Origin of the sequence: Enterobacter sp. CRENT-193 (genome assembly GCF_002787395.1) — a bacterium.
GTDB classification, from domain to species: Bacteria; Pseudomonadota; Gammaproteobacteria; order Enterobacterales; family Enterobacteriaceae; genus Enterobacter; species Enterobacter hormaechei_C.
Map to the genome: position 1 here is coordinate 4,476,455 of NZ_CP024812.1, position 19,353 is coordinate 4,495,807.

Below are 19,353 nucleotides of genomic sequence, written 5' to 3' on the forward strand. Positions count from 1 at the left end.
GTTACGGCATGCAAAACAGGAGGTTTTTATGCTCATCGTTGTTCCTGTCCTTATTTTCGTTGCGCTGGTTATCGTGGGCGCAGGCGTCAAAATTGTCCCGCAGGGTTACCAGTGGACCGTCGAACGCTTCGGTCGCTACACCAATACCCTTCAGCCGGGTTTAAGCCTGATCGTCCCGTTCATGGACAGAATTGGGCGCAAGATCAACATGATGGAGCAGGTGCTGGATATCCCTTCTCAGGAAGTCATCTCCAAGGATAACGCCAACGTCACCATCGATGCGGTGTGCTTTATTCAGGTGATTGATGCGCCAAAAGCGGCCTATGAGGTGAGCAACCTGGAGCTGGCGATCGTCAACCTGACCATGACCAACATCCGTACCGTGCTTGGCTCGATGGAGCTGGATGAAATGCTCTCCCAGCGCGACAGCATTAATACCCGCCTGCTGCACATTGTGGATGAAGCCACCAATCCGTGGGGGATCAAAGTGACACGCATTGAGATCCGCGACGTGCGCCCACCGGCAGAGCTGATTGCTTCCATGAATGCGCAGATGAAGGCCGAGCGTACCAAGCGTGCCTATATTCTTGAAGCCGAAGGGGTGCGTCAGGCTGAAATCCTGAAAGCGGAAGGGGAAAAACAGTCGCAGATCCTGAAAGCCGAGGGCGACCGTCAGTCTGCCTTCCTCCAGGCGGAAGCGCGTGAACGTTCGGCAGAAGCGGAAGCCCGCGCGACGCAAATGGTCTCCGAGGCGATTGCCGCCGGGGATATCCAGGCCGTGAACTACTTCGTCGCACAAAAATATACCGATGCGCTGAAGGAGATCGGCTCCGCGAACAACAGCAAGGTGGTGATGATGCCGCTGGATGCCAGCAGCCTGATGGGGTCTATCGCCGGAATTGCCGAACTGATCAAAGACGGCGGAAACGAGCGTAAAAAATGATCGAGCTCATCGTTGCACATCCTCATGCGTTCTGGCTAAGCCTTGGCGGACTGCTGCTGGCCGCTGAGATGCTTGGCGGCAACGGTTATCTGCTTTGGAGCGGGGTTGCCGCGGTGATTACCGGGCTGGTCGTCTGGCTGCTGCCTGTTGGCTGGGAGTGGCAGGGCGCGCTGTTTGCCGTGCTGACGCTGCTGGCCGCCTGGCTGTGGTGGCGCTGGCTGAACAAACGGGTGAAGGCGCAGAAGCCGGTCGACGCGCATCTCAACCAGCGTGGGCAGCAGATCGTGGGTAAACGCTTTACGCTTGATAACACGCTGATCAACGGACGCGGTCATATGCGCGTGGGGGACAGTTCGTGGCCGGTGGTGGCCGACGATGACCTCAGCGCCGGCACGCGGGTTGAGGTCATTGCGGTGGAAGGCATTACCCTGCGGGTTAAAGCCTGTTAGGCGTGGGTTTTACGGTGGCAGCAGCCGGAAAGATTGTCGATAATCGGGCACTCGGCGCTGTCATCTCCCGGGCAGGATTCTGCCAGCTGTAACAGTTGCTCACGCATCGCCTGTAATTCGATGATATGGCGTTCGATCTCCGCCACTTTTTCCAGCGTACGTTTTTTCACGTCGGCACTGTGGCGTTTCGGATCGTTAAACAGGTTAACCAGCTCGCCGCACTCTTCAAGGTTAAATCCTACCTGTCTTGCCTGGCGCAGTAACGTCAGTTCATCAAGATGCAGCTGCGTATAGCTGCGGTAGCCGTTCTCACTGCGCAACGGTGGCGTCACCAGCCCTTTTTCCTCATAAAAGCGAATCGCTTTGCTGGTTAAGCCGGTTTTTTTCGCAACATCGCTGATATTCACATTTCCCCCTTGACCTTCCCCTTGATGGAAGGTTTAACCTTCATAACAGTTAGCGAAAAGCAGAGTGAAGGTCAACAATTGACCAGAACATTATACGGGAGTTTTGTTATGTCTCACACTATTGACCTGACACTGGACGGCCTCTCCTGCGGCCACTGTGTCAAACGCGTTAAAGAAAGCCTGGAGCAGCGTCCTGACGTGGAAAGCGCTGAGGTGACTATCGATCATGCCGCCGTGACCGGCAGCGCCAGCGCCGACGCGCTGATTGATACCATTAAACAGGCCGGTTACGGGGCGGAGTTAAGCCACCCAAAGGCTAAACCGCTGGCAGAGTCATCATCCCCGTCGGAAGCACTGACAGCGGCCACTCCTGAGCTTCCGGTAGCTGATGACATTGATGACAGCCAACAACTGCTGATCAACGGCATGAGCTGCGCCAGCTGCGTTTCCCGGGTACAAAACGCCTTACAGGCGGTACCGGGTGTAGCACAGGCACGGGTAAACCTGGCGGAGCGTACTGCGCTGGTGATGGGCAGCGCCTCCGCCGCAGAGTTAGTGCAGGCCGTGGAGAAAGCGGGCTACGGGGCGGAGGCCATCGAAGATGATGCCGAGCGCCGCGAGCGCCAGCAGGAAACGGCTGTCGCCACCATGAAGCGCTTCCGCTGGCAGGCGATTGTCGCCCTGCTGGTCGGTATTCCGGTGATGGTGTGGGGCATGATGGGTGACAACATGATGGTCACCGCTGACAACCGCACCCTGTGGCTGGTGATTGGTCTGATTACCCTTGCGGTGATGGTGTTTGCAGGCGGGCATTTCTATACCAGCGCCTGGAAGAGCCTGAAAAACCGCACCGCGACGATGGATACCCTGGTCGCCCTCGGGACCGGCGCGGCGTGGCTCTATTCGATGAGCGTTAACGTCTGGCCGCAGTGGTTCCCGATGGAGGCGCGCCATCTCTATTATGAAGCGAGTGCGATGATTATCGGTCTGATTAACTTAGGCCATATGCTCGAAGCCCGCGCGCGTCAGCGCTCGTCGAAAGCGCTGGAAAGATTACTCGATTTAACCCCGCCGACGGCCCGCGTGGTCACGGACGACGGGGAAAAAAGCGTTCCGCTCTCAGAGGTACAGCCGGGAATGACGCTGCGCCTGACCACCGGCGACCGCGTGCCCGTCGACGGTGAAATCACCCAGGGCGATGCCTGGCTGGATGAAGCGATGCTGACCGGCGAGCCGATTCCTCAGCAGAAATCTCAGGGCGACGCCGTGCATGCCGGTACGGTCGTGCAGGACGGCAGCGTGCTGTTCCGCGCCAGCGCGGTCGGGAGCCATACCACGCTGTCACGCATCATTCGCATGGTCCGCCAGGCGCAGAGCAGTAAGCCGGAGATTGGTCAGCTTGCCGATAAAATCTCCGCCATTTTTGTGCCGGTGGTCGTCGGTATTGCCCTGCTGAGCGCGGCAATCTGGTATTTCTTCGGCCCGGCGCCGCAGATTGTCTACACCCTGGTGATCGCCACCACGGTACTGATCATCGCCTGCCCTTGTGCCCTTGGCCTGGCCACGCCGATGTCGATTATCTCTGGCGTCGGACGCGCCGCCGAATTTGGCGTACTGGTCCGTGATGCTGACGCCCTGCAACGGGCAAGCACGCTGGACACCCTTGTTTTTGATAAAACCGGCACGCTCACCGAGGGCAAACCGCAGGTGGTAGCCGTCAGTACCGTTGGCTGTACGGAGACGGATGCCCTGCGCCTGGCCGCCGCGCTGGAACAAGGCTCCAGCCACCCGCTGGCGCGCGCCATCCTGGAGAAAGCCGGTGATGCCCGTCTGCCGCAGGTAAGTAACTTCCGCACCCTGCGCGGTTTAGGGGTCAGCGGTGAAGCCGAAGGCCATACGCTGCTGCTGGGAAACCAGGCACTGCTGACTGAACACGGCGTTGATACGTCCGCGCTGGACGCAGAGCTGAACGCGCAGGCCTCTCAGGGCGCGACGCCGGTTCTGCTGGCGAGGGATGGTCAGGTGGCGGCGCTACTGGCCGTGCGCGATCCGTTACGCCAGGACAGCGTAGATGCCTTACAGCGCCTGCACCGCGCGGGCTATCGTCTGGTGATGCTGACCGGGGACAACCCGACCACCGCCAACGCCATCGCCAAAGAAGCCGGTATTGATGAGGTGATCGCGGGCGTGCTGCCGGACGGCAAAGCGGACGCCATCAAGAACCTGCAAAGTCAGGGTCGCCAGGTGGCGATGGTGGGCGACGGCATCAACGACGCCCCGGCGCTGGCGCAGGCTGACGTAGGAATTGCGATGGGCGGCGGGAGCGATGTCGCCATTGAAACCGCGGCGATCACCCTGATGCGCCACAGCCTGATGGGCGTGGCGGACGCGCTGGCGATTTCGAAAGCCACGTTGCGCAACATGAAGCAGAACCTGCTGGGGGCGTTCGTCTATAACTCGCTCGGCATTCCGATTGCCGCCGGGATTTTGTGGCCGCTGACCGGTACCCTGCTGAACCCGGTTGTTGCGGGTGCGGCGATGGCGCTCTCGTCAATTACCGTGGTGAGCAACGCTAACCGTCTGCTGCGGTTTAAACCGAAGGATTGAACCTTGTACCCGTACGCGCTAGCATGAACCTTTCCGTTTATGGAGCGCGTATGGGTCTGTTTAATCGTATAAAAACATCGTTTCGCGCCCTTTTTCCCCGCCGTTATGCCTGGCCCGGTATGGATATTTCGCTTCCGGGCGGGCAGCATCTGCACCTGGTGGGAAGCATTCATATGGGCACGCAGGATATGTCCCCCCTGCCCTCCGGCCTGATTAAACTACTGAAGCGCGCCGACGCGCTGATCGTCGAAGCCGACATCTCCGGCCATGAATCGCCGTTTGCCGGGCTGGAAAGCGACCGCCCCCTGGCGGAACGTCTTAACGAGACGCAGTTGGCTGAGCTTACTCGTCTTGCGGATGAGACCGGCGTCTCGCTCTCAATGCTCGACACCCTGCCCCTGTGGCAAATTGCCATGGTGCTACAGGCAACCCAGGCGCAGCGCCTGGGGCTGCGCGGCGATTACGGTATCGATTATCAACTGCTGAATGCGGCAAGGGCGCGCAACCTGTCCGTTATTGAACTGGAAGGCACGGACAGCCAGATTGCGCTCCTTCGCCAGCTTCCCGATGACGGCAAGATGCTACTGGATGATACCCTGACCCACTGGCACACCAACGCGCGTCTGCTGCAAACGATGATTGGCTGGTGGCTGGATGCGCCGCCCGCAGACGGTAAGCTGGCGTTACCGTCGACGTTCAGTGAATCGTTGTATGATGTGCTGATGAACGCGCGCAACCAGGCGTGGCGGGAGACGCTATATGCCCTGCCTGCCGGTCGTTATGTTGTCGCGGTTGGCGCGTTGCATTTGTACGGAGAAGGGAATTTGCCGTCGCTGCTGAAATAAAAAAATGGCCAATATTTCTATTGGCCCGTCAAAGAGGAATTTCATCGTTTTTATTATACCGAAGTGACCTTCGGCTACGCCGATTGTCGCTCAAAGTAACCATCACTGCCAATACTATTGCGCAAGATGGTGCTATTTTTTAGACAAACGTCAGGCGTATGCTGCTGGCATGAATCGTCTGTCGTAAGAAGGATAGCCATGACTCCCGCCGTTAAATTACTCGAAAAAAACAAAATTTCTTTCCGGATCCACACCTACGATCACGATCCGAACGAAACCAACTTTGGTGATGAAGTGGTGCGCAAGCTGGGGCTGAACGCGGACCAGGTCTACAAAACGCTGCTGGTCGCGGTGAACGGCGATATGAAGCACCTCGCCGTAGCAGTAACGCCCGTCGCCGGACAGCTTGATCTGAAGAAAGTGGCCAAAGCGCTGGGAGCGAAAAAGGTCGATATGGCAGACCCGATGGTTGCGCAACGCACAACGGGTTATCTGGTCGGCGGGATCAGCCCGCTCGGTCAGAAAAAGCGTCTGCCCACGCTGATCGATGCGCCTTCGCAAGAATTTGAAACGATCTATATTTCTGGCGGCAAACGCGGGCTGGATATCGAACTGTCCGCAGGCGATCTGGCGAAAATGCTGGACGCGAAATTTGCGGATATTGCGCGCCGGGATTGAGAAAATTGCCCGGTGGCGCTGCGAGGTAAAAGCAAAACGGTAACAGGCGTTACCGTTTTTTGTGTTCGCGCCCTCTCCCGGTGGGAGAGGGTTGGGGTGAGGGCATCAGGCCGCACCACACTACTGCCAGCTCACCTCACCTTTCGGCTCATACGCGTTCACGTCAATCGGGGAATTTTGCTGGATAAACTGCTTCAACACTTCCGCATCAATAAACCCGGTATTTACATAGCCCGGTTTGTTATCGATATGCGGATAGCCGTCGCCGCCGGTGGCGTTAAAGCTTAACGTTGCCAGGCGGTAGGTTTTCGCCGTATCAACCGGTTCGCCTTTGATTTTGAGATCGTTGAGCTTACCGTCCTTCGCGACGAAGCTGACGTTAGCAAACTGCGGATACGCCCCGGAATCTGGCTTCATCTGCGCCACGGCGGTCAGGTAGTCAATCACCTCCTTCCCGCTCATGTCCGCATAGACCACCACGTTGCCAAACGGCTGCACTTTGAGCACGTCTTTATAGGTGATGTCTCCGCCTTCGATGGAGTCACGAATACCGCCGCCGCTCATCACGGCGAAATCCGCATTCGTGCGCGCCATCTGCGCGGCCAGCACCAGACGCCCCATGTTGGTCTGCACGAAGCGGACTTTGCTGCGGTCTCCTTCCAGTCGTCCGTTAAGCGTGCCAATCTTCACGTCCAGCTGCGCTTTCCCTTTGCTCTGGAACGGCGTCAGCAGAGAGAGCATCTGCTGGTTTTCAGCGATCTCTGGCGTGTAGAGTACCCGCTCGCTTTTGCCGTCCGGGTAGGTCACTTTCTTCTTCAGGTTGACCGGGATGAGCTGATAGTGCACCAGCTTCATCTCGCCGTTACGGAATTCGAAATCCGCGCGGCCAACGTATTTACCCCACTCGTGGGCCTGTACAATCCAGATCCCGTTCTGACGATCCGGCGCGCACGGCGTGCCGGGCACATAATCTACCTGCTTTTTATTCTCAGAAGCCATGCAGACCGGATCCTGCGAATGACCGCCCACAATCATCGCCAGCGAGCCCGCTGGAAGGCTGCGCGCCATCTCCACGTCGCCCGGCGCGTTAGAGCCGTGCTGACCGTTATCGTAATGCCCCATGTGGGTGGTCGCGATAATCACATCCGGTTTTTCATTCTGCTGCAACTCCTGGATCACCAGCTTCGCTTCGTCCGCCGGTTTACGGAATTCGATGTCGGTGAAAAATTCAGGGTTGCCAATTTTGGCCGTATCGTCGGTGGTTAAGCCGATGACCGCGATCTTCAGATCCTGACGCTTGAACAGCGCCCACGGTTTAAACAAGCGCTCGCCGGTGCTTTTCTGATAAATATTGGCGGAAAGGAACGGGAATTTGGACCACTTCTCCTGCTGGCGCAACACGCTCAGCGGATTATCAAACTCGTGGTTTCCGACCGCCATCGCGTCGTAACCAATTAAATTCATGCCGCGGAAATCAGGCTCGGCATCCTGCAAATCAGATTCCGGTACGCCGGTATTAATATCCCCGCCCGACAGCAACAGCACGCTGCCGCCCTGGGCCGCGACCTCTTTACGAATGCCGTCCACCAGCGTTTTTTGCGCCGCCAGGCCATATTCACCGTATTCGCTGCGCCAGAAATGGCCGTGATGATCGTTAGTATGCAGAATGGTAATTTTATAGGTTTTATCTTTTTCATACGCCTGCGCGGGCAGGCTTGTTAGCCCCCATGCGGCGATGAGCGCCAGCGCGACGCCACGCTTCATTAACTTCATCTTCTCTCTCCCTGACCCATAGACAAACGCAAAAATTACAGTGACTCACAAGAATAGACAAATAAGTTTTCAGAATTGCGACTTTCTTCAAATGTCACGGACGGGTATGTTAGTCGGATAATAATTACTCCCTGCATCTCTAATAACAAATCGACGTGGTATTTATGGCAATCAGTGAATCAACCCAGCCCGTCCAGGGCGCTCCGGCGTCGCCGCCGAAATCGCGCACTTCCTTTAAAGTATTAGGCGCAATCAGTCTCTCTCATCTGCTCAACGACATGATCCAGTCGCTGATTCTGGCGATCTACCCGCTGTTGCAGTCTGAGTTCTCATTAACCTTCGTGCAGATCGGGATGATCACCCTGACCTTCCAGCTGGCCTCTTCGCTGCTACAGCCGGTGGTGGGCTATTGGACGGACAAATACCCGATGCCATGGTCGCTGCCCATTGGGATGTGCTTCACCCTGAGCGGGCTGGTGCTGCTGGCCATGGCGGGCAGCTTTGAGGCGGTACTGGTTGCCGCGGCGCTGGTGGGAACCGGTTCATCGGTGTTCCATCCGGAATCGTCCCGCGTGGCGCGTATGGCCTCCGGCGGACGCCACGGGCTGGCGCAGTCTCTGTTCCAGGTGGGGGGGAACTTTGGTAGCTCCCTCGGTCCTCTGCTGGCGGCGGTGATTATCGCGCCCTACGGTAAAGGCAACGTGGCGTGGTTTGTGCTGGCCGCGCTGCTGGCGATTGTCGTCCTGGCGCAAATCAGCCGCTGGTATGCCGCGCAGCATCGCGTAAATAAGGGAAAACCTGCCGTGAAGATAACCAACCCCCTTCCGCGCAATAAGGTGATCCTTGCCGTCAGCGTGCTGCTGGTGCTGATTTTCTCGAAATATTTCTATATGGCGAGCATCAGCAGCTATTACACCTTCTATCTGATGCAAAAATTCGGATTATCGGTACAAAACGCCCAGTTCCATCTCTTTGCCTTCCTGTTTGCGGTGGCGGCAGGCACGGTGATTGGCGGCCCTGTGGGGGATAAAATCGGACGTAAATATGTGATTTGGGGCTCTATCCTCGGCGTTGCACCGTTTACGCTTGTTTTACCCTACGCAACGCTGGAATGGACCGGAATATTGACGGTGATTATTGGTTTTATTCTCGCATCGGCATTTTCAGCCATCCTGGTCTACGCGCAGGAGCTGCTGCCGGGACGTATCGGTATGGTTTCCGGCCTCTTTTTCGGTTTTGCCTTTGGCATGGGCGGCCTTGGCGCAGCCGTTTTAGGGATGGTTGCCGACCACACCAGCATCTTCCTGGTCTATAAAATCTGCGCTTTCCTGCCACTTCTGGGGATGTTGACCATATTCCTGCCTGACAACCGTCATAAAGCGTAACTTCACGGCTGCCAAAGTTAAACTTTGGCAGCCGGATAACCTGATACCATAAGGCTTTCCTCTCCCTCCCCTTAGCAAATTTATCAAAATCTGCCTTTTTTCATGCTTATTGCCTTTTTATTGTGTTTTCAACAATTATTCATAAACATAAGCGTAAAAATTGTCATAAACTATTAATCGGCTTTTTGGTATTTGCACCAAAAATGGATCACCCATCGCAAAAGGAGACGGAATGCACCACGCCACACCGCTTATCACCACCATTGTTGGTGGACTTGTGCTCGCTTTTATTCTCGGCATGATTGCCAATAAACTGCGTATTTCGCCCCTGGTAGGCTATTTGCTGGCGGGCGTGCTGGCAGGGCCCTTTACGCCGGGTTTTGTCGCAGATACCAAACTGGCGCCTGAGCTGGCGGAATTAGGCGTGATCCTGCTGATGTTTGGCGTCGGGCTGCATTTTTCCCTGAAGGATCTGATGGCGGTAAAGTCGATCGCCATACCGGGAGCGATCGCCCAGATAGGGGTGGCGACGCTGCTGGGCATGGCGCTTTCGGCGGTGCTGGGCTGGTCAATCATGACCGGTATCGTATTTGGGCTGTGTCTTTCAACCGCCAGTACCGTGGTGCTGCTGCGCGCGCTTGAAGAGAGGCAGCTGATAGACAGCCAGCGCGGGCAAATCGCGATAGGCTGGCTGATTGTTGAAGATCTGGTAATGGTGTTGACGCTGGTTCTGCTGCCCGCCGTCGCCGGGATGATGGAAAAAGAGAATATCGGCTTCGCCTCGCTGGCACTAGATATGAGCATTACCATCGGTAAGGTTGTGGCGTTTATCGCCATCATGATGCTGGTGGGCCGCCGTCTGGTGCCGTGGATCATGTCCCGCAGCGCCGCCACGGGCTCGCGTGAACTGTTCACGCTTTCAGTCCTTGCGCTGGCGCTGGGCATTGCCTTTGGCGCCGTCGAGCTGTTTGACGTCTCCTTTGCGCTGGGCGCGTTCTTCGCCGGGATGGTGCTGAACGAGTCCGAGCTGAGCCACCGCGCCGCGCACGATACCCTGCCGCTACGTGATGCATTCGCGGTGCTGTTCTTCGTCTCCGTCGGGATGCTGTTCGACCCGTTGATCCTCATCCAGCAGCCGCTGGCCGTACTGGGTACGCTGGCAATCATCATCTTTGGTAAGTCCGTTGCCGCCTTCTTCCTGGTGCGGATGTTCGGTCACTCGCCGCGCACGGCGCTGACCATCGCCGCCAGCCTGGCGCAGATTGGCGAGTTCGCCTTTATTCTTGCCGGTCTGGGGATGGCCCTGAACCTGCTGCCACAGGCGGGGCAAAATCTGGTGCTGGCGGGGGCGATCCTCTCCATCATGTTGAACCCGGTATTGTTTGCCCTGCTGGAGAAATATCTCGAGAAGACCGAAACCCTCGAAGAGCTGACGCTGGAAGAGGCGACAGAAGAAGAGAAACAGATCCCGGTGGATATCTGCAACCACGCGCTGCTGGTCGGTTTTGGCCGCGTCGGCAGCCTGCTGGGTGAAAAACTGATGGCTCAGGGCATTCCACTTGTAGTGATTGAAACGTCACGCACCCGCGTCGACGAACTTCGCGAGCGCGGCATCCGCGCGGTGCTGGGCAACGCGGCTAACGAAGAGATTATGAATCTGGCGCATCTGGACTGCGCTCGCTGGCTGCTGCTCACTATCCCGAACGGTTACGAGGCTGGCGAGATTGTCGCCACAGCCCGTGAAAAATGCCCGCATATCGAAATCATTGCCCGCGCCCATTATGATGACGAAGTGGAGTACATCACCGAGCGCGGCGCGAATCAGGTGGTGATGGGTGAGCGTGAGATTGCGAATACGATGCTGACAATGCTGACGAAACCGCCGGTTGAAGAGGCGGTGACGGGGTAAGTTTTGTGCGGTCTGGTCCCCTCACCCCAGCCCTCTCCCCATAGGGGAGAGGGTGTTCAAGTTCCCTCTCCCCTATGGGGAGAGGGTTAGGGTGAGGGGTTTCTTTTACCTATCCCAGTACGCCTCTTCGAGGCTGTCTTCCCGTTCCGGCAGCCCCCGCGTTAAGCGCGGAGAATGCTGGTTCAGCACCTGATAACTCACGCGGTTCGCGTACTTACACACCTGCGCCAGCGAGGAATAGGTCAGCCAGTCGAAGGTATGTTTGCTGGAATTCGGCACGTTGGTTTTGTGGTAGGCGTTGGCGGTAATGTCGTGCAGCAGCGCGGCCAGCGCGCCGTCGCCCGCGCCGTTGGTGTTCATGATCTTCTCAGGGCCACCCATATACGGTGCGATGTGAGAGAAGATGCGCAGCGGGTTGATGCAGTCTTTATGACGCATAGCGCGGCTGAACTCGTACTGGTTAAATTCGGCGATTGCGCCCGGCAGCAGCGGGTGCTGGGTTTTACGCTTGCTCTCTTCTTCCGTGAAGCCCGCCATGTACAGCCCGACCGGCCCGGCGGTGCAGAGCACCAGGTCCACCCAGTCCAGCGCCTTATCAGACGCCAGCAGCGGATCGCTTTCACCGGTCAGCGCTTCGGCTTCTTCTTCATTCATCGCCAGAATCGAGACGTGTTCTTTCAGGAAGGCCTGCCACCACTCCGGGTTGTCGGCAATGACGAATTTGGTGCCCAGCGTCAGAACCACAGGCACGTTGTATTTCTTCGCGTACTCAATTGCCTTCATGGTTGCGTCCGGCATTGGTTCGCCCGGCTTGCAGCGCACCAGATAGGAGGTCAGTACCAGCGCAGACGCGCCCGCGATCACCTCTTCCGGGATACTTTCAGCGCGCAGCTTATTCATATGGCCGGGGCTGATGGCAAAGGTACGCTCGCCGGAATCGCTTATCAGCGTAAAGCAGCGGCCAATCGGCCCGTCAACGCCCTGTAAATAGTTCAGATCGGTGCGGCTGGAGGTATTGCACAGGTAGCGGTAGGCGTAGCCACCGATTTCGATATTGCTACACATCACGCCAAGCAGCACCGAGCGGTCGTCTGCCAGTACGGAGTAGTTGTGCATGGTGTTGCCGATAGTGCCGCCGGCAAACTGGTGGGTGATAAGATTTTCGCGCACCAGCTCCTGATACAGCGCTTCAGCAACGTCATCCTCAATCACCAGCGAGTGCCCGGCGCTCAGACCGTAACGAGCGACAAACGCATCATCCACTTTGGCTTCAATGTCCACCAGCGTCTGATCGATACCGACCACCCAGGCAGCGCTGGTTTCGCTTTCCTGCTGAATTTGCTGTAACAGCGGATCGCGGGCATCGACGGGGAAATAGTGTTTGGACTTACGTTTACCGGGAAATTTCATGGTCTGAACTGTGCAAAGAATACGGGCCGGGAATGGTAGCACAAACCCGGCCCGTAACGCGATCAGCGGCGGGTGGTGACCAGTGACACCATCATGTCGATGTGTTCAGGGGAGTCGTTAAGCGCAGGAATGTATTCGTATTTCGTTCCGCCCGCCTCCATAAAGAACTCTTTGTTCTGGACGGCAATTTCTTCCAGCGTTTCCAGACAGTCCGCCGAGAAGCCCGGCGACATCACCTGAATGTGCTTCACGCCCTTCTCGCCCAGCATTTTTAGCGTTTCATCAGTATACGGGGTCAGCCAAGGTTCACGGCCGAAGCGCGACTGGAAGGTCATCATCACCTTCTCAGGCGGCAGGCCGAGGGCGGAGACCAGCTCGCGGGTGGTATCGCGGCAACGCTGGGGGTAATCGTCCCCTTCGTTCGCGAAACGCTGCGGAATACCGTGATAGGAGAGCAGCAGCAGATCCGGCTCGCCGTGTTTTTCAAACGACGCGCGCGCGCTGCTGGCAAGCGCCTGAATGTACAGCTCGTTATCGGCGTAGTCGCGGATAAAGGTGATACCCGGTATACGGCGGCGGGTCGCCAGAATGCGCCCCAGTTCGTCCCAGACGGCAGCTACCGTGGAGCACGAATACTGCGGATATAGAGCCAGCACCACAATGTGTTCAACGCCCTGCGCCAGCAGAGAGTCAACGGCGCTTTCCAGGGACGGCTTACCGTAGCTCATGCCGAGCGCAACGGGCATGTCCGGCAGGCGTGCGGCCAGCGCCTTCTCCTGACGACGGCTGTACACCATCAGCGGCGAGCCCTCTTCCATCCACACGGACTGATAGAGCTTTGCCACACGCGGGGAACGAATCGGCAGAATGACGCCACGCAGCAGTGGCCACCACAGCAGTCTTGGGGTATCCACGACGCGCGTGTCGCTTAAAAATTGTCGCAGGTAGCGTTTTACCGCCGCTGGAGTAGGTGCTTCTGGGGTGCCCAGATTGGCAAGCAGGATGCCGGTTTTCGCCTGACTCATTCACGCCTCTTAACCATTTGATAGGCTGTCAATTGTAGCGGAAATGCGTTTAAACGAAACCCATTGCTGCAATAGGTGAGATGAGAATTTTTCTCACCCGGGGCTCCGGGTGAGAGAGGTGCGCTTAGCCGAGAATTTTTTCCAGCTCTGCACGTACGTCAGCCACGGCTTTGGTGCCGTCCACTTTCGCGTATTTGGTGTTACCCGCCTGCGCTTCTTTGGTGTAGTAGCCGATCAGCGGTGCGGTCATCTGATGGTATTCCACCAGGCGTTTACGCACGGTTTCTTCCTGATCGTCTTTACGGGTGGTCAGCTCTTCGCCGGTCACGTCGTCTTTGCCTTCAACCTTAGGTGGGTTGAATTTAATGTGGTAAACGCGGCCAGAAGCAGCGTGTACGCGACGGCCAACGATACGGTCAACGATCAGCTCGTCCGGTACGTCGAACTCCAGCACGTAATCCACGTTGATGCCCGCTTCTTTCATGGCGTCAGCCTGAGGAATGGTGCGCGGGAAGCCGTCCAGCAGGAAACCATTGCGGCAGTCTTCCTGAGCAATGCGCTCTTTTACCAGCGCGATAACCAGTTCGTCGGTCACCAGCTTGCCTGCGTCCATGATGTCTTTAGCTTGTTTGCCCAGCTCGGAGCCAGATTTAACAGCGGCACGCAGCATGTCACCAGTAGAGATTTGCGGAATACCGTATTTCTCCATGATGAACTGAGCCTGAGTTCCCTTACCCGCGCCCGGAGCGCCAAGCAGAATAATACGCATTGCGAAAATCCCCTCAAATGTCGATTCAATTTTTCAAAAGCGCTAAACAATACCACCAGAACGGGTATCGCTCAAGGAAGGCGGGGAGGCTGAAACGGTTAATGAGGGGAGATAATTAGGGAGAGTGCGGTCTGGTGCCCTCACCCCGGCCCTCTCCCACGGGGAGAGGGAGAAGACCAGGGGAGACGTGGTCAGTTACGCCAGCAGCAGCGCATTCACACGTTTAATGAACAGGTTAGGATCTTCCAGCGTACCGCGCTCGGCCAGCAGGGACTGATCCAGCAGCAGTTCAACCCACTCCGCAAAGCGGGCGTCGTCCTGGGTATCCGCCGCGCGTTTCACCAGCGGGTGATCCGGATTAAGCTCAAAGATATATTTCACTTCCGGCACGGCCTGGCCCGCCGCAGCGAACAGCTTCGCCATCTGGGTGCTCATTTCGTCCGCATCGGTGGTGACAATGGCAGGCGTATCGGTCAGACGGTGCGTGAAGCGCACCTCTTTCACGCGGTCACCCAGCAGGGTTTTCACGCGCTCAATGAACGGCTCCAGCGCCTTCTCGGCTTCTTTCGCGCTTTCGTCCACTTCATCCGCCAGCTTATCGATAGACTCGTCGGCTTTGGCAACGGACTGGAAGGATTTACCGTCGAACTCGGTCAGGTAGTTCATCATCCACTCGTCGATGCGGTCAGACAGCAGCAGCACTTCGATGCCTTTCTTACGCAGCAGCTCCAGGTGCGGGCTGCTGTTCGCTGCCGCATAGCTGTCGGCGGTGATGTAGTAGATCTTCTCCTGCCCTTCTTTCATGCGGGAGACGTACTCTTCCAGCGACACGGTCTGGGCGGAGGAGTCGTTGTGCGTAGAGGCGAAGCGCAGCAGTTTAGCGATAGCTTCCACATTCGCGGTGTCTTCCGCCGGACCTTCTTTCAGCACCAGGCCAAACTGTTTCCAGAAGGTCTGGTATTTTTCCGCATCGTCCTTCGCCAGTTTTTCCAGCATCTGCAACGCACGTTTGGTCAGGGCGTTACGCAGGTTACGGGTGACGGTGCTGTCCTGAAGGATTTCACGCGAGACGTTCAGCGGCAGGTCGTTGGAATCAATCAGGCCGCGCACAAAGCGCAGATAGTTCGGCATGAACTGCTCGGCGTCGTCCATGATGAACACGCGCTGCACGTACAGCTTCAGGCCATGCTTGTGATCGCGGTTCCACATGTCCCACGGCGCCTGTGCCGGGATGTACAGCAGGCTGGTGTACTCCTGCTTACCTTCCACACGGTTGTGGCTCCAGGTCAGCGGGTCGGTAAAGTCGTGGGCGATGTGCTTGTAGAATTCGTTGTACTCGTCGTCTTTAATTTCAGCTTTGTTACGCGTCCACAGCGCCTGCGCCTTGTTGATTTTCTCCCAGGAAACCACGGTTTCGCCGTCTTTCTCTTCCTGTTTTTCAATCTCAACCGGCAGCGCGATGTGGTCGGAATACTTGCTGATGATGGAGCGTACGCGCCAGTCGTTCAGGAAATCGTCTTCGCCTTCACGCAGGTGCAGGGTGATTTCGGTGCCGCGATCCGCTTTGGTGATGTCATCAACGGTGTACTCGCCTTCCCCTTTGGATTCCCACAGCACGCCGTTCTCGGCGCTGTCGCCCGCGGCGCGAGTGCGCACGGTGACTTTGTCCGCCACGATGAACGCCGAGTAGAAGCCTACGCCGAACTGACCAATCAGCTGGCTGTCTTTCGCCTGGTCAGAGCCCATGGACTCAAGGAACGCTTTGGTGCCGGATTTGGCGATGGTCCCGAGGTGGTCGATCACCTCGTCGCGGTTCATCCCGATGCCGTTATCGGCAATCGTCAGGGTGCGGTTCTCTTTATTGAACGAGACGCGCACGCGCAGTTCGCCGTCGCCTTCATACAGATCCGGGTTAGACAGCGCGCGGAAGCGCAGCTTGTCCGCCGCATCGGAGGCGTTGGAAATCAGCTCACGCAGGAAAATTTCTTTGTTGGAATACAGGGAATGGATCATCAGGTGCAGAAGCTGTTTTACTTCTGACTGGAAACCACGGGTTTCTTGTCCTTTCATCTAAGTCGACCTCAACAATGCCATTTAATGGGGTTGTAAAACGTTGAGTGAGAGATGGGGATAAGGGGGGAAATTTTCAAGCGGAGGCCGCGCGCGCAGCCTCCGTTTGGTCAGAAAATAATCTTGTGACGTCCGGCCAGCGAGTGCGACAGCGTGGTGCCGTCGACCATCTCCAGCTCACCGCCGACCGGCACGCCGTGGGCGATGCGGCTGGCGTCAACGCCGTACTGCGCGCACAGTTCGGCGATGTAGTTGGCGGTTGCCTCCCCTTCCACCGTGGGGTTGGTGGCGAGGATCACCTCTTTGATGGTTTCCGACTCCAGGCGCTGCTCCAGACGATCGAGACCGATATCGTCCGGGCCGATGCCGTCCAGCGGGGAGAGATGCCCCATCAGCACGAAATAGCGGCCGGAAAACTGCCCGGTTTGTTCGATGGCGTAGATGTCCGCCGGACTCTCCACCACGCAAATCTGACCGTTTTCCTGACGACGCGGGTTCGTGCAGATGTTGCATACGTCCTGCTCGGTAAAGGTACGGCAATCCGCACAGTGACCAATTTCTGACATGGCGCGGGTCAGAGCCTGCGCCAGGCGCATCCCGCCGCTGCGGTCGCGCTGCAATAGCGTAAACGCCATACGCTGCGCCGACTTCGGGCCAACGCCCGGCAGGCAGCGCAGTGCTTCCATTAACTGCGTGAGCAGCGGACTGGTTTGCATCAGAATGGCATCTTAAAGCCCGGCGGCAGTTGCATACCGCTGGAAACAGAGGCCATTTTCTCTTTCTGGGTTTCGTCGATACGGCGAGCGGCATCGTTAAACGCGGCTGCAACCAGATCTTCCAGCATCTCTTTGTCGTCTTCGAGCAGGCTCGGGTCGATTTCCACGCGACGGCAGTTATGCGCACCGTTGATGGTCACCTTGACCAGACCGGCACCGGATTCACCCGTGACTTCCAGCTGAGCGATCTCTTCCTGCATCTTCTGCATTTTTTCCTGCATCTGCTGAGCCTGCTTCATCAGGCCACCCAGACCGCCTTTTCCACCAAACATAGGCTTCTCTCTTCTTTCACGTTAAGGATTACAACCGTAAGTCAGACTCACGATCAAATGGGGCGAATACTCTCTTCATCCAGATCGGCGTCGAAGAACCGGCGCAGGGTCTGGATGTTGTTATCCGCAATTATCGCCTCGCGCGCCTGCGCGAGCTTCTCTTCATAAATGGCCTGACGCCACTCGAGCGGCGTTTTAACCGCCGGATTATCATCTTCAATGATAGTCAATTCAACCGGCACACCCTGTAATGCGGTAAGCGCCTCGGCCAGCGCCTTTTGCGCGCCAGGGGAGTTGAGGTGCCGCTGCCCAGGGCGCAGGTGCAGACGCACCTGATTACCGTCCTGCTCTTTCCAGGCGTTCAGCGCGACCTGCTCAACCAGCTTCGGCAGCTGGAGTTTGCTGACCTCGGCGGCCCAGGCGTCGCGCTCGATGGACTCTTCCGCAAGCTTCGCGGACAGCTCCGGCGTTTTTTCATGCTCCAGCGCCTTTTTCAGCGCTTTTGGCGTGGCGACCACTTCCTTGACCGTTTCAACAACGGTAGTCGCCTTCCAGCGGTATGCCTCTTCTTTCGCCGGGGCTTTTTGCTCGAGCGCGGACGGTGCCGGACGCGACTGCACGCGCTCCGTTACCGAGGCCAGTCGTTCAAGCGCGGCGTTGTTCACCGGCCGCGCTCTTGCAGGCGCTGCCGGTTCACTCTTTTTTGGTTTGGTTGCTCCCTGCGCACGTTGCAACTGGCTTCGTGCGGCAAGCACCGAACTGGTGGCATCCGACAGCGGCACGTTTTGCGGCGGCGGCGATGCCGGTTGCGGTGGCACCTGCTGCGGTGACATTACCGCGGTCGGCGCAACCGGCGCAAAGGACTGCCGGGGCGTTTCCGGCTCCGGCAGTGGCTTGCGCGGATGGAAGGCCAGTGCGCGCAGCAGCGTCATTTCAACGCCCATCCGGCGATCCGGTGCAAACGGCAGCTCTTTGCGGCCGATCAGCAGCGTCTGATAATAAAGCTGAACGTCAGCCGGCGGCACGGTGCGCGCAAGTTCACGCATCCGCTGCTCAATGGTCGCCATGTCTGCGCCAATGGCCGACGGGGACAATTGCAGCATCGCCACGCGGTGCAGCAGGCTGAGCATCTCGACCAGCAGCGCTTCCCATTCAATGCCACGGGCGGCGGCATCGTTGACGAGCGTCATCACCCGCTCACCGTTGGCGGCGATCATCGCTTCAATAAGCGACAGCGCCTGATCGTCATCCAGCGTGCCGAGCATGGTGCTGACCGCGTCGGTGGAGAGTTTACCGTCACCGCTGGCAATCGCCTGGTCGGTCAGGCTTAGCGCATCGCGCAGGCTGCCGTCCGCCGCACGGGCCAGCAGTTGCAGCGCGCGCGGTTCATGAACAATGTTCTCTTCATCGAGAATATGCTCAAGCTGAGCGCGGATCTGCTCAACGTCGAGCGCCTTCAGATGGAATTGCAGGCAGCGTGAGAGGATCGTGACCGGCAGCTTTTGCGGATCGGTGGTCGCCAGCAGGAATTTGACATGTGCAGGCGGCTCTTCCAGCGTTTTCAGCAGGGCGTTGAAGCTGTGGCGCGACAGCATGTGCACTTCATCGATCAGATAGACCTTGAAGCGGCCGCGCGCCGGGGCGTACTGGACGTTGTCCAGCAGATCGCGGGTGTCTTCCACTTTGGTGCGCGAGGCGGCGTCGATCTCAATCAGATCGACAAAACGCCCCTGCTCGATCTCACGACAGTTGTCGCACACGCCGCACGGGGTGGCGGTGATCCCGGTTTCGCAGTTCAGACCTTTTGCCAGCAGACGGGCAATAGAGGTTTTACCGACGCCGCGGGTGCCGGAAAAAAGATAGGCGTGATGGATGCGACCTAGCGACAAGCCGTTCGCCAGGGCCGTCAGCACATGTTCCTGACCGACAACGTCAGCAAAGGTTTGTGGTCGCCATTTACGGGCTAACACCTGATAACTCATGGGCAGGCTCTGCAACGCTGGAAGGTGAATTAATGGAGGGGAATGCTATCACA

16 protein-coding genes and 1 other annotated feature are annotated in these 19,353 nt (G+C 57.6%); of the genes, 7 read left to right on the forward strand and 9 right to left on the reverse strand.

Annotation, left to right across the window (positions count from 1 at the left end; translation table 11 throughout):
- The first annotated feature begins 28 nt into the window (after positions 1-28).
- A complete protein-coding gene (locus CU081_RS22335) occupies positions 29-943 on the forward strand; it encodes an SPFH domain-containing protein (RefSeq protein ID WP_003858941.1) in 915 nt (304 codons plus the stop codon).
- On the forward strand, positions 940-1,392 hold the full coding sequence (locus tag CU081_RS22340) for an NfeD family protein (RefSeq protein ID WP_022650512.1): 453 nt from the start codon (positions 940-942) through the stop codon (positions 1,390-1,392). The genes CU081_RS22335 and CU081_RS22340 overlap by 4 nt, the downstream gene beginning before the upstream one ends.
- Here CU081_RS22340 and cueR read toward each other — a convergent pair.
- Positions 1,389-1,799 carry a Cu(I)-responsive transcriptional regulator gene (cueR, locus tag CU081_RS22345; protein WP_017383222.1) on the reverse strand — a complete coding sequence of 137 codons (411 nt, stop codon included), beginning with the start codon at positions 1,797-1,799 and terminating at the stop codon, positions 1,389-1,391. The two genes, CU081_RS22340 and cueR, sit on opposite strands and share 4 nt — an antisense overlap.
- Positions 1,800-1,907: 108 nt before the next feature.
- Here cueR and copA point away from each other — a divergent pair, with 108 nt between their 5' ends.
- The 3 genes from copA to ybaK all read left to right on the forward strand — a co-directional run bounded on the left by copA (position 1,908) and on the right by ybaK (position 5,929).
- Positions 1,908-4,406: a copper-exporting P-type ATPase CopA gene (copA, locus tag CU081_RS22350; RefSeq protein WP_003858946.1), complete on the forward strand. Its 2,499-nt coding sequence runs from the start codon at positions 1,908-1,910 to the stop codon at positions 4,404-4,406.
- A 50-nt stretch (positions 4,407-4,456) separates the two neighbouring features.
- The gene (locus CU081_RS22355; protein WP_022650510.1) at positions 4,457-5,251 is read left to right on the forward strand and encodes a TraB/GumN family protein; all 795 of its coding nucleotides are present in this window, start codon (positions 4,457-4,459) and stop codon (positions 5,249-5,251) included.
- 198 nt (positions 5,252-5,449) lie between these two features.
- On the forward strand, positions 5,450-5,929 hold the full coding sequence (ybaK, locus tag CU081_RS22360; RefSeq protein WP_003858950.1) for a Cys-tRNA(Pro)/Cys-tRNA(Cys) deacylase YbaK: 480 nt from the start codon (positions 5,450-5,452) through the stop codon (positions 5,927-5,929).
- A 120-nt stretch (positions 5,930-6,049) separates the two neighbouring features.
- Here the strand turns inward: ybaK and ushA are convergent, their stop codons facing one another.
- Positions 6,050-7,702 carry a bifunctional UDP-sugar hydrolase/5'-nucleotidase UshA gene (gene ushA / locus CU081_RS22365; protein ID WP_022650509.1) on the reverse strand — a complete coding sequence of 551 codons (1,653 nt, stop codon included), beginning with the start codon at positions 7,700-7,702 and terminating at the stop codon, positions 6,050-6,052.
- A gap of 164 nt (positions 7,703-7,866) precedes the next feature.
- Here ushA and CU081_RS22370 point away from each other — a divergent pair, with 164 nt between their 5' ends.
- Together CU081_RS22370 and ybaL are read left to right on the forward strand one after the other, a co-directional pair.
- Positions 7,867-9,087 (forward strand): MFS transporter, encoded by a 1,221-nt coding sequence (locus CU081_RS22370; protein WP_022650508.1) that lies wholly within the window; start codon positions 7,867-7,869, stop codon positions 9,085-9,087.
- A gap of 232 nt (positions 9,088-9,319) precedes the next feature.
- Positions 9,320-10,996: a YbaL family putative K(+) efflux transporter gene (gene ybaL / locus CU081_RS22375; RefSeq protein ID WP_022650507.1), complete on the forward strand. Its 1,677-nt coding sequence runs from the start codon at positions 9,320-9,322 to the stop codon at positions 10,994-10,996.
- 105 nt (positions 10,997-11,101) lie between these two features.
- Here the strand turns inward: ybaL and CU081_RS22380 are convergent, their stop codons facing one another.
- The 7 genes from CU081_RS22380 to dnaX all read right to left on the reverse strand — a co-directional run bounded on the left by CU081_RS22380 (position 11,102) and on the right by dnaX (position 19,300).
- Positions 11,102-12,406, reverse strand: coding sequence for an inosine/guanosine kinase (locus CU081_RS22380; RefSeq protein WP_022650506.1), 1,305 nt, complete (start codon positions 12,404-12,406; stop codon positions 11,102-11,104).
- 62 nt (positions 12,407-12,468) lie between these two features.
- A complete protein-coding gene (hemH, locus tag CU081_RS22385) occupies positions 12,469-13,431 on the reverse strand; it encodes a ferrochelatase (protein ID WP_022650505.1) in 963 nt (320 codons plus the stop codon).
- 124 nt (positions 13,432-13,555) lie between these two features.
- On the reverse strand, positions 13,556-14,200 hold the full coding sequence (adk, locus tag CU081_RS22390) for an adenylate kinase (RefSeq protein ID WP_006809841.1): 645 nt from the start codon (positions 14,198-14,200) through the stop codon (positions 13,556-13,558).
- Positions 14,201-14,395: 195 nt separating this feature from the next.
- Positions 14,396-16,270: a molecular chaperone HtpG gene (htpG, locus tag CU081_RS22395; protein WP_022650504.1), complete on the reverse strand. Its 1,875-nt coding sequence runs from the start codon at positions 16,268-16,270 to the stop codon at positions 14,396-14,398.
- A 110-nt stretch (positions 16,271-16,380) separates the two neighbouring features.
- Positions 16,381-16,986 carry a recombination mediator RecR gene (gene recR, locus CU081_RS22400; protein ID WP_006809843.1) on the reverse strand — a complete coding sequence of 202 codons (606 nt, stop codon included), beginning with the start codon at positions 16,984-16,986 and terminating at the stop codon, positions 16,381-16,383.
- The gene (locus CU081_RS22405) at positions 16,986-17,318 is read right to left on the reverse strand and encodes a YbaB/EbfC family nucleoid-associated protein (protein WP_003858972.1); all 333 of its coding nucleotides are present in this window, start codon (positions 17,316-17,318) and stop codon (positions 16,986-16,988) included. Before CU081_RS22405 ends, recR begins: the two co-directional genes overlap by 1 nt.
- Before the next feature lie 53 nt (positions 17,319-17,371).
- Entirely contained in the window at positions 17,372-19,300 is a 1,929-nt protein-coding gene (dnaX, locus tag CU081_RS22410; RefSeq protein WP_017383214.1) for a DNA polymerase III subunit gamma/tau, read from the reverse strand.
- Positions 17,978-18,042 (reverse strand) — a sequence feature (DnaX frameshifting element). (Overlaps the previous gene by 65 nt.)
- Positions 19,301-19,353 lie beyond the last annotated feature (53 nt).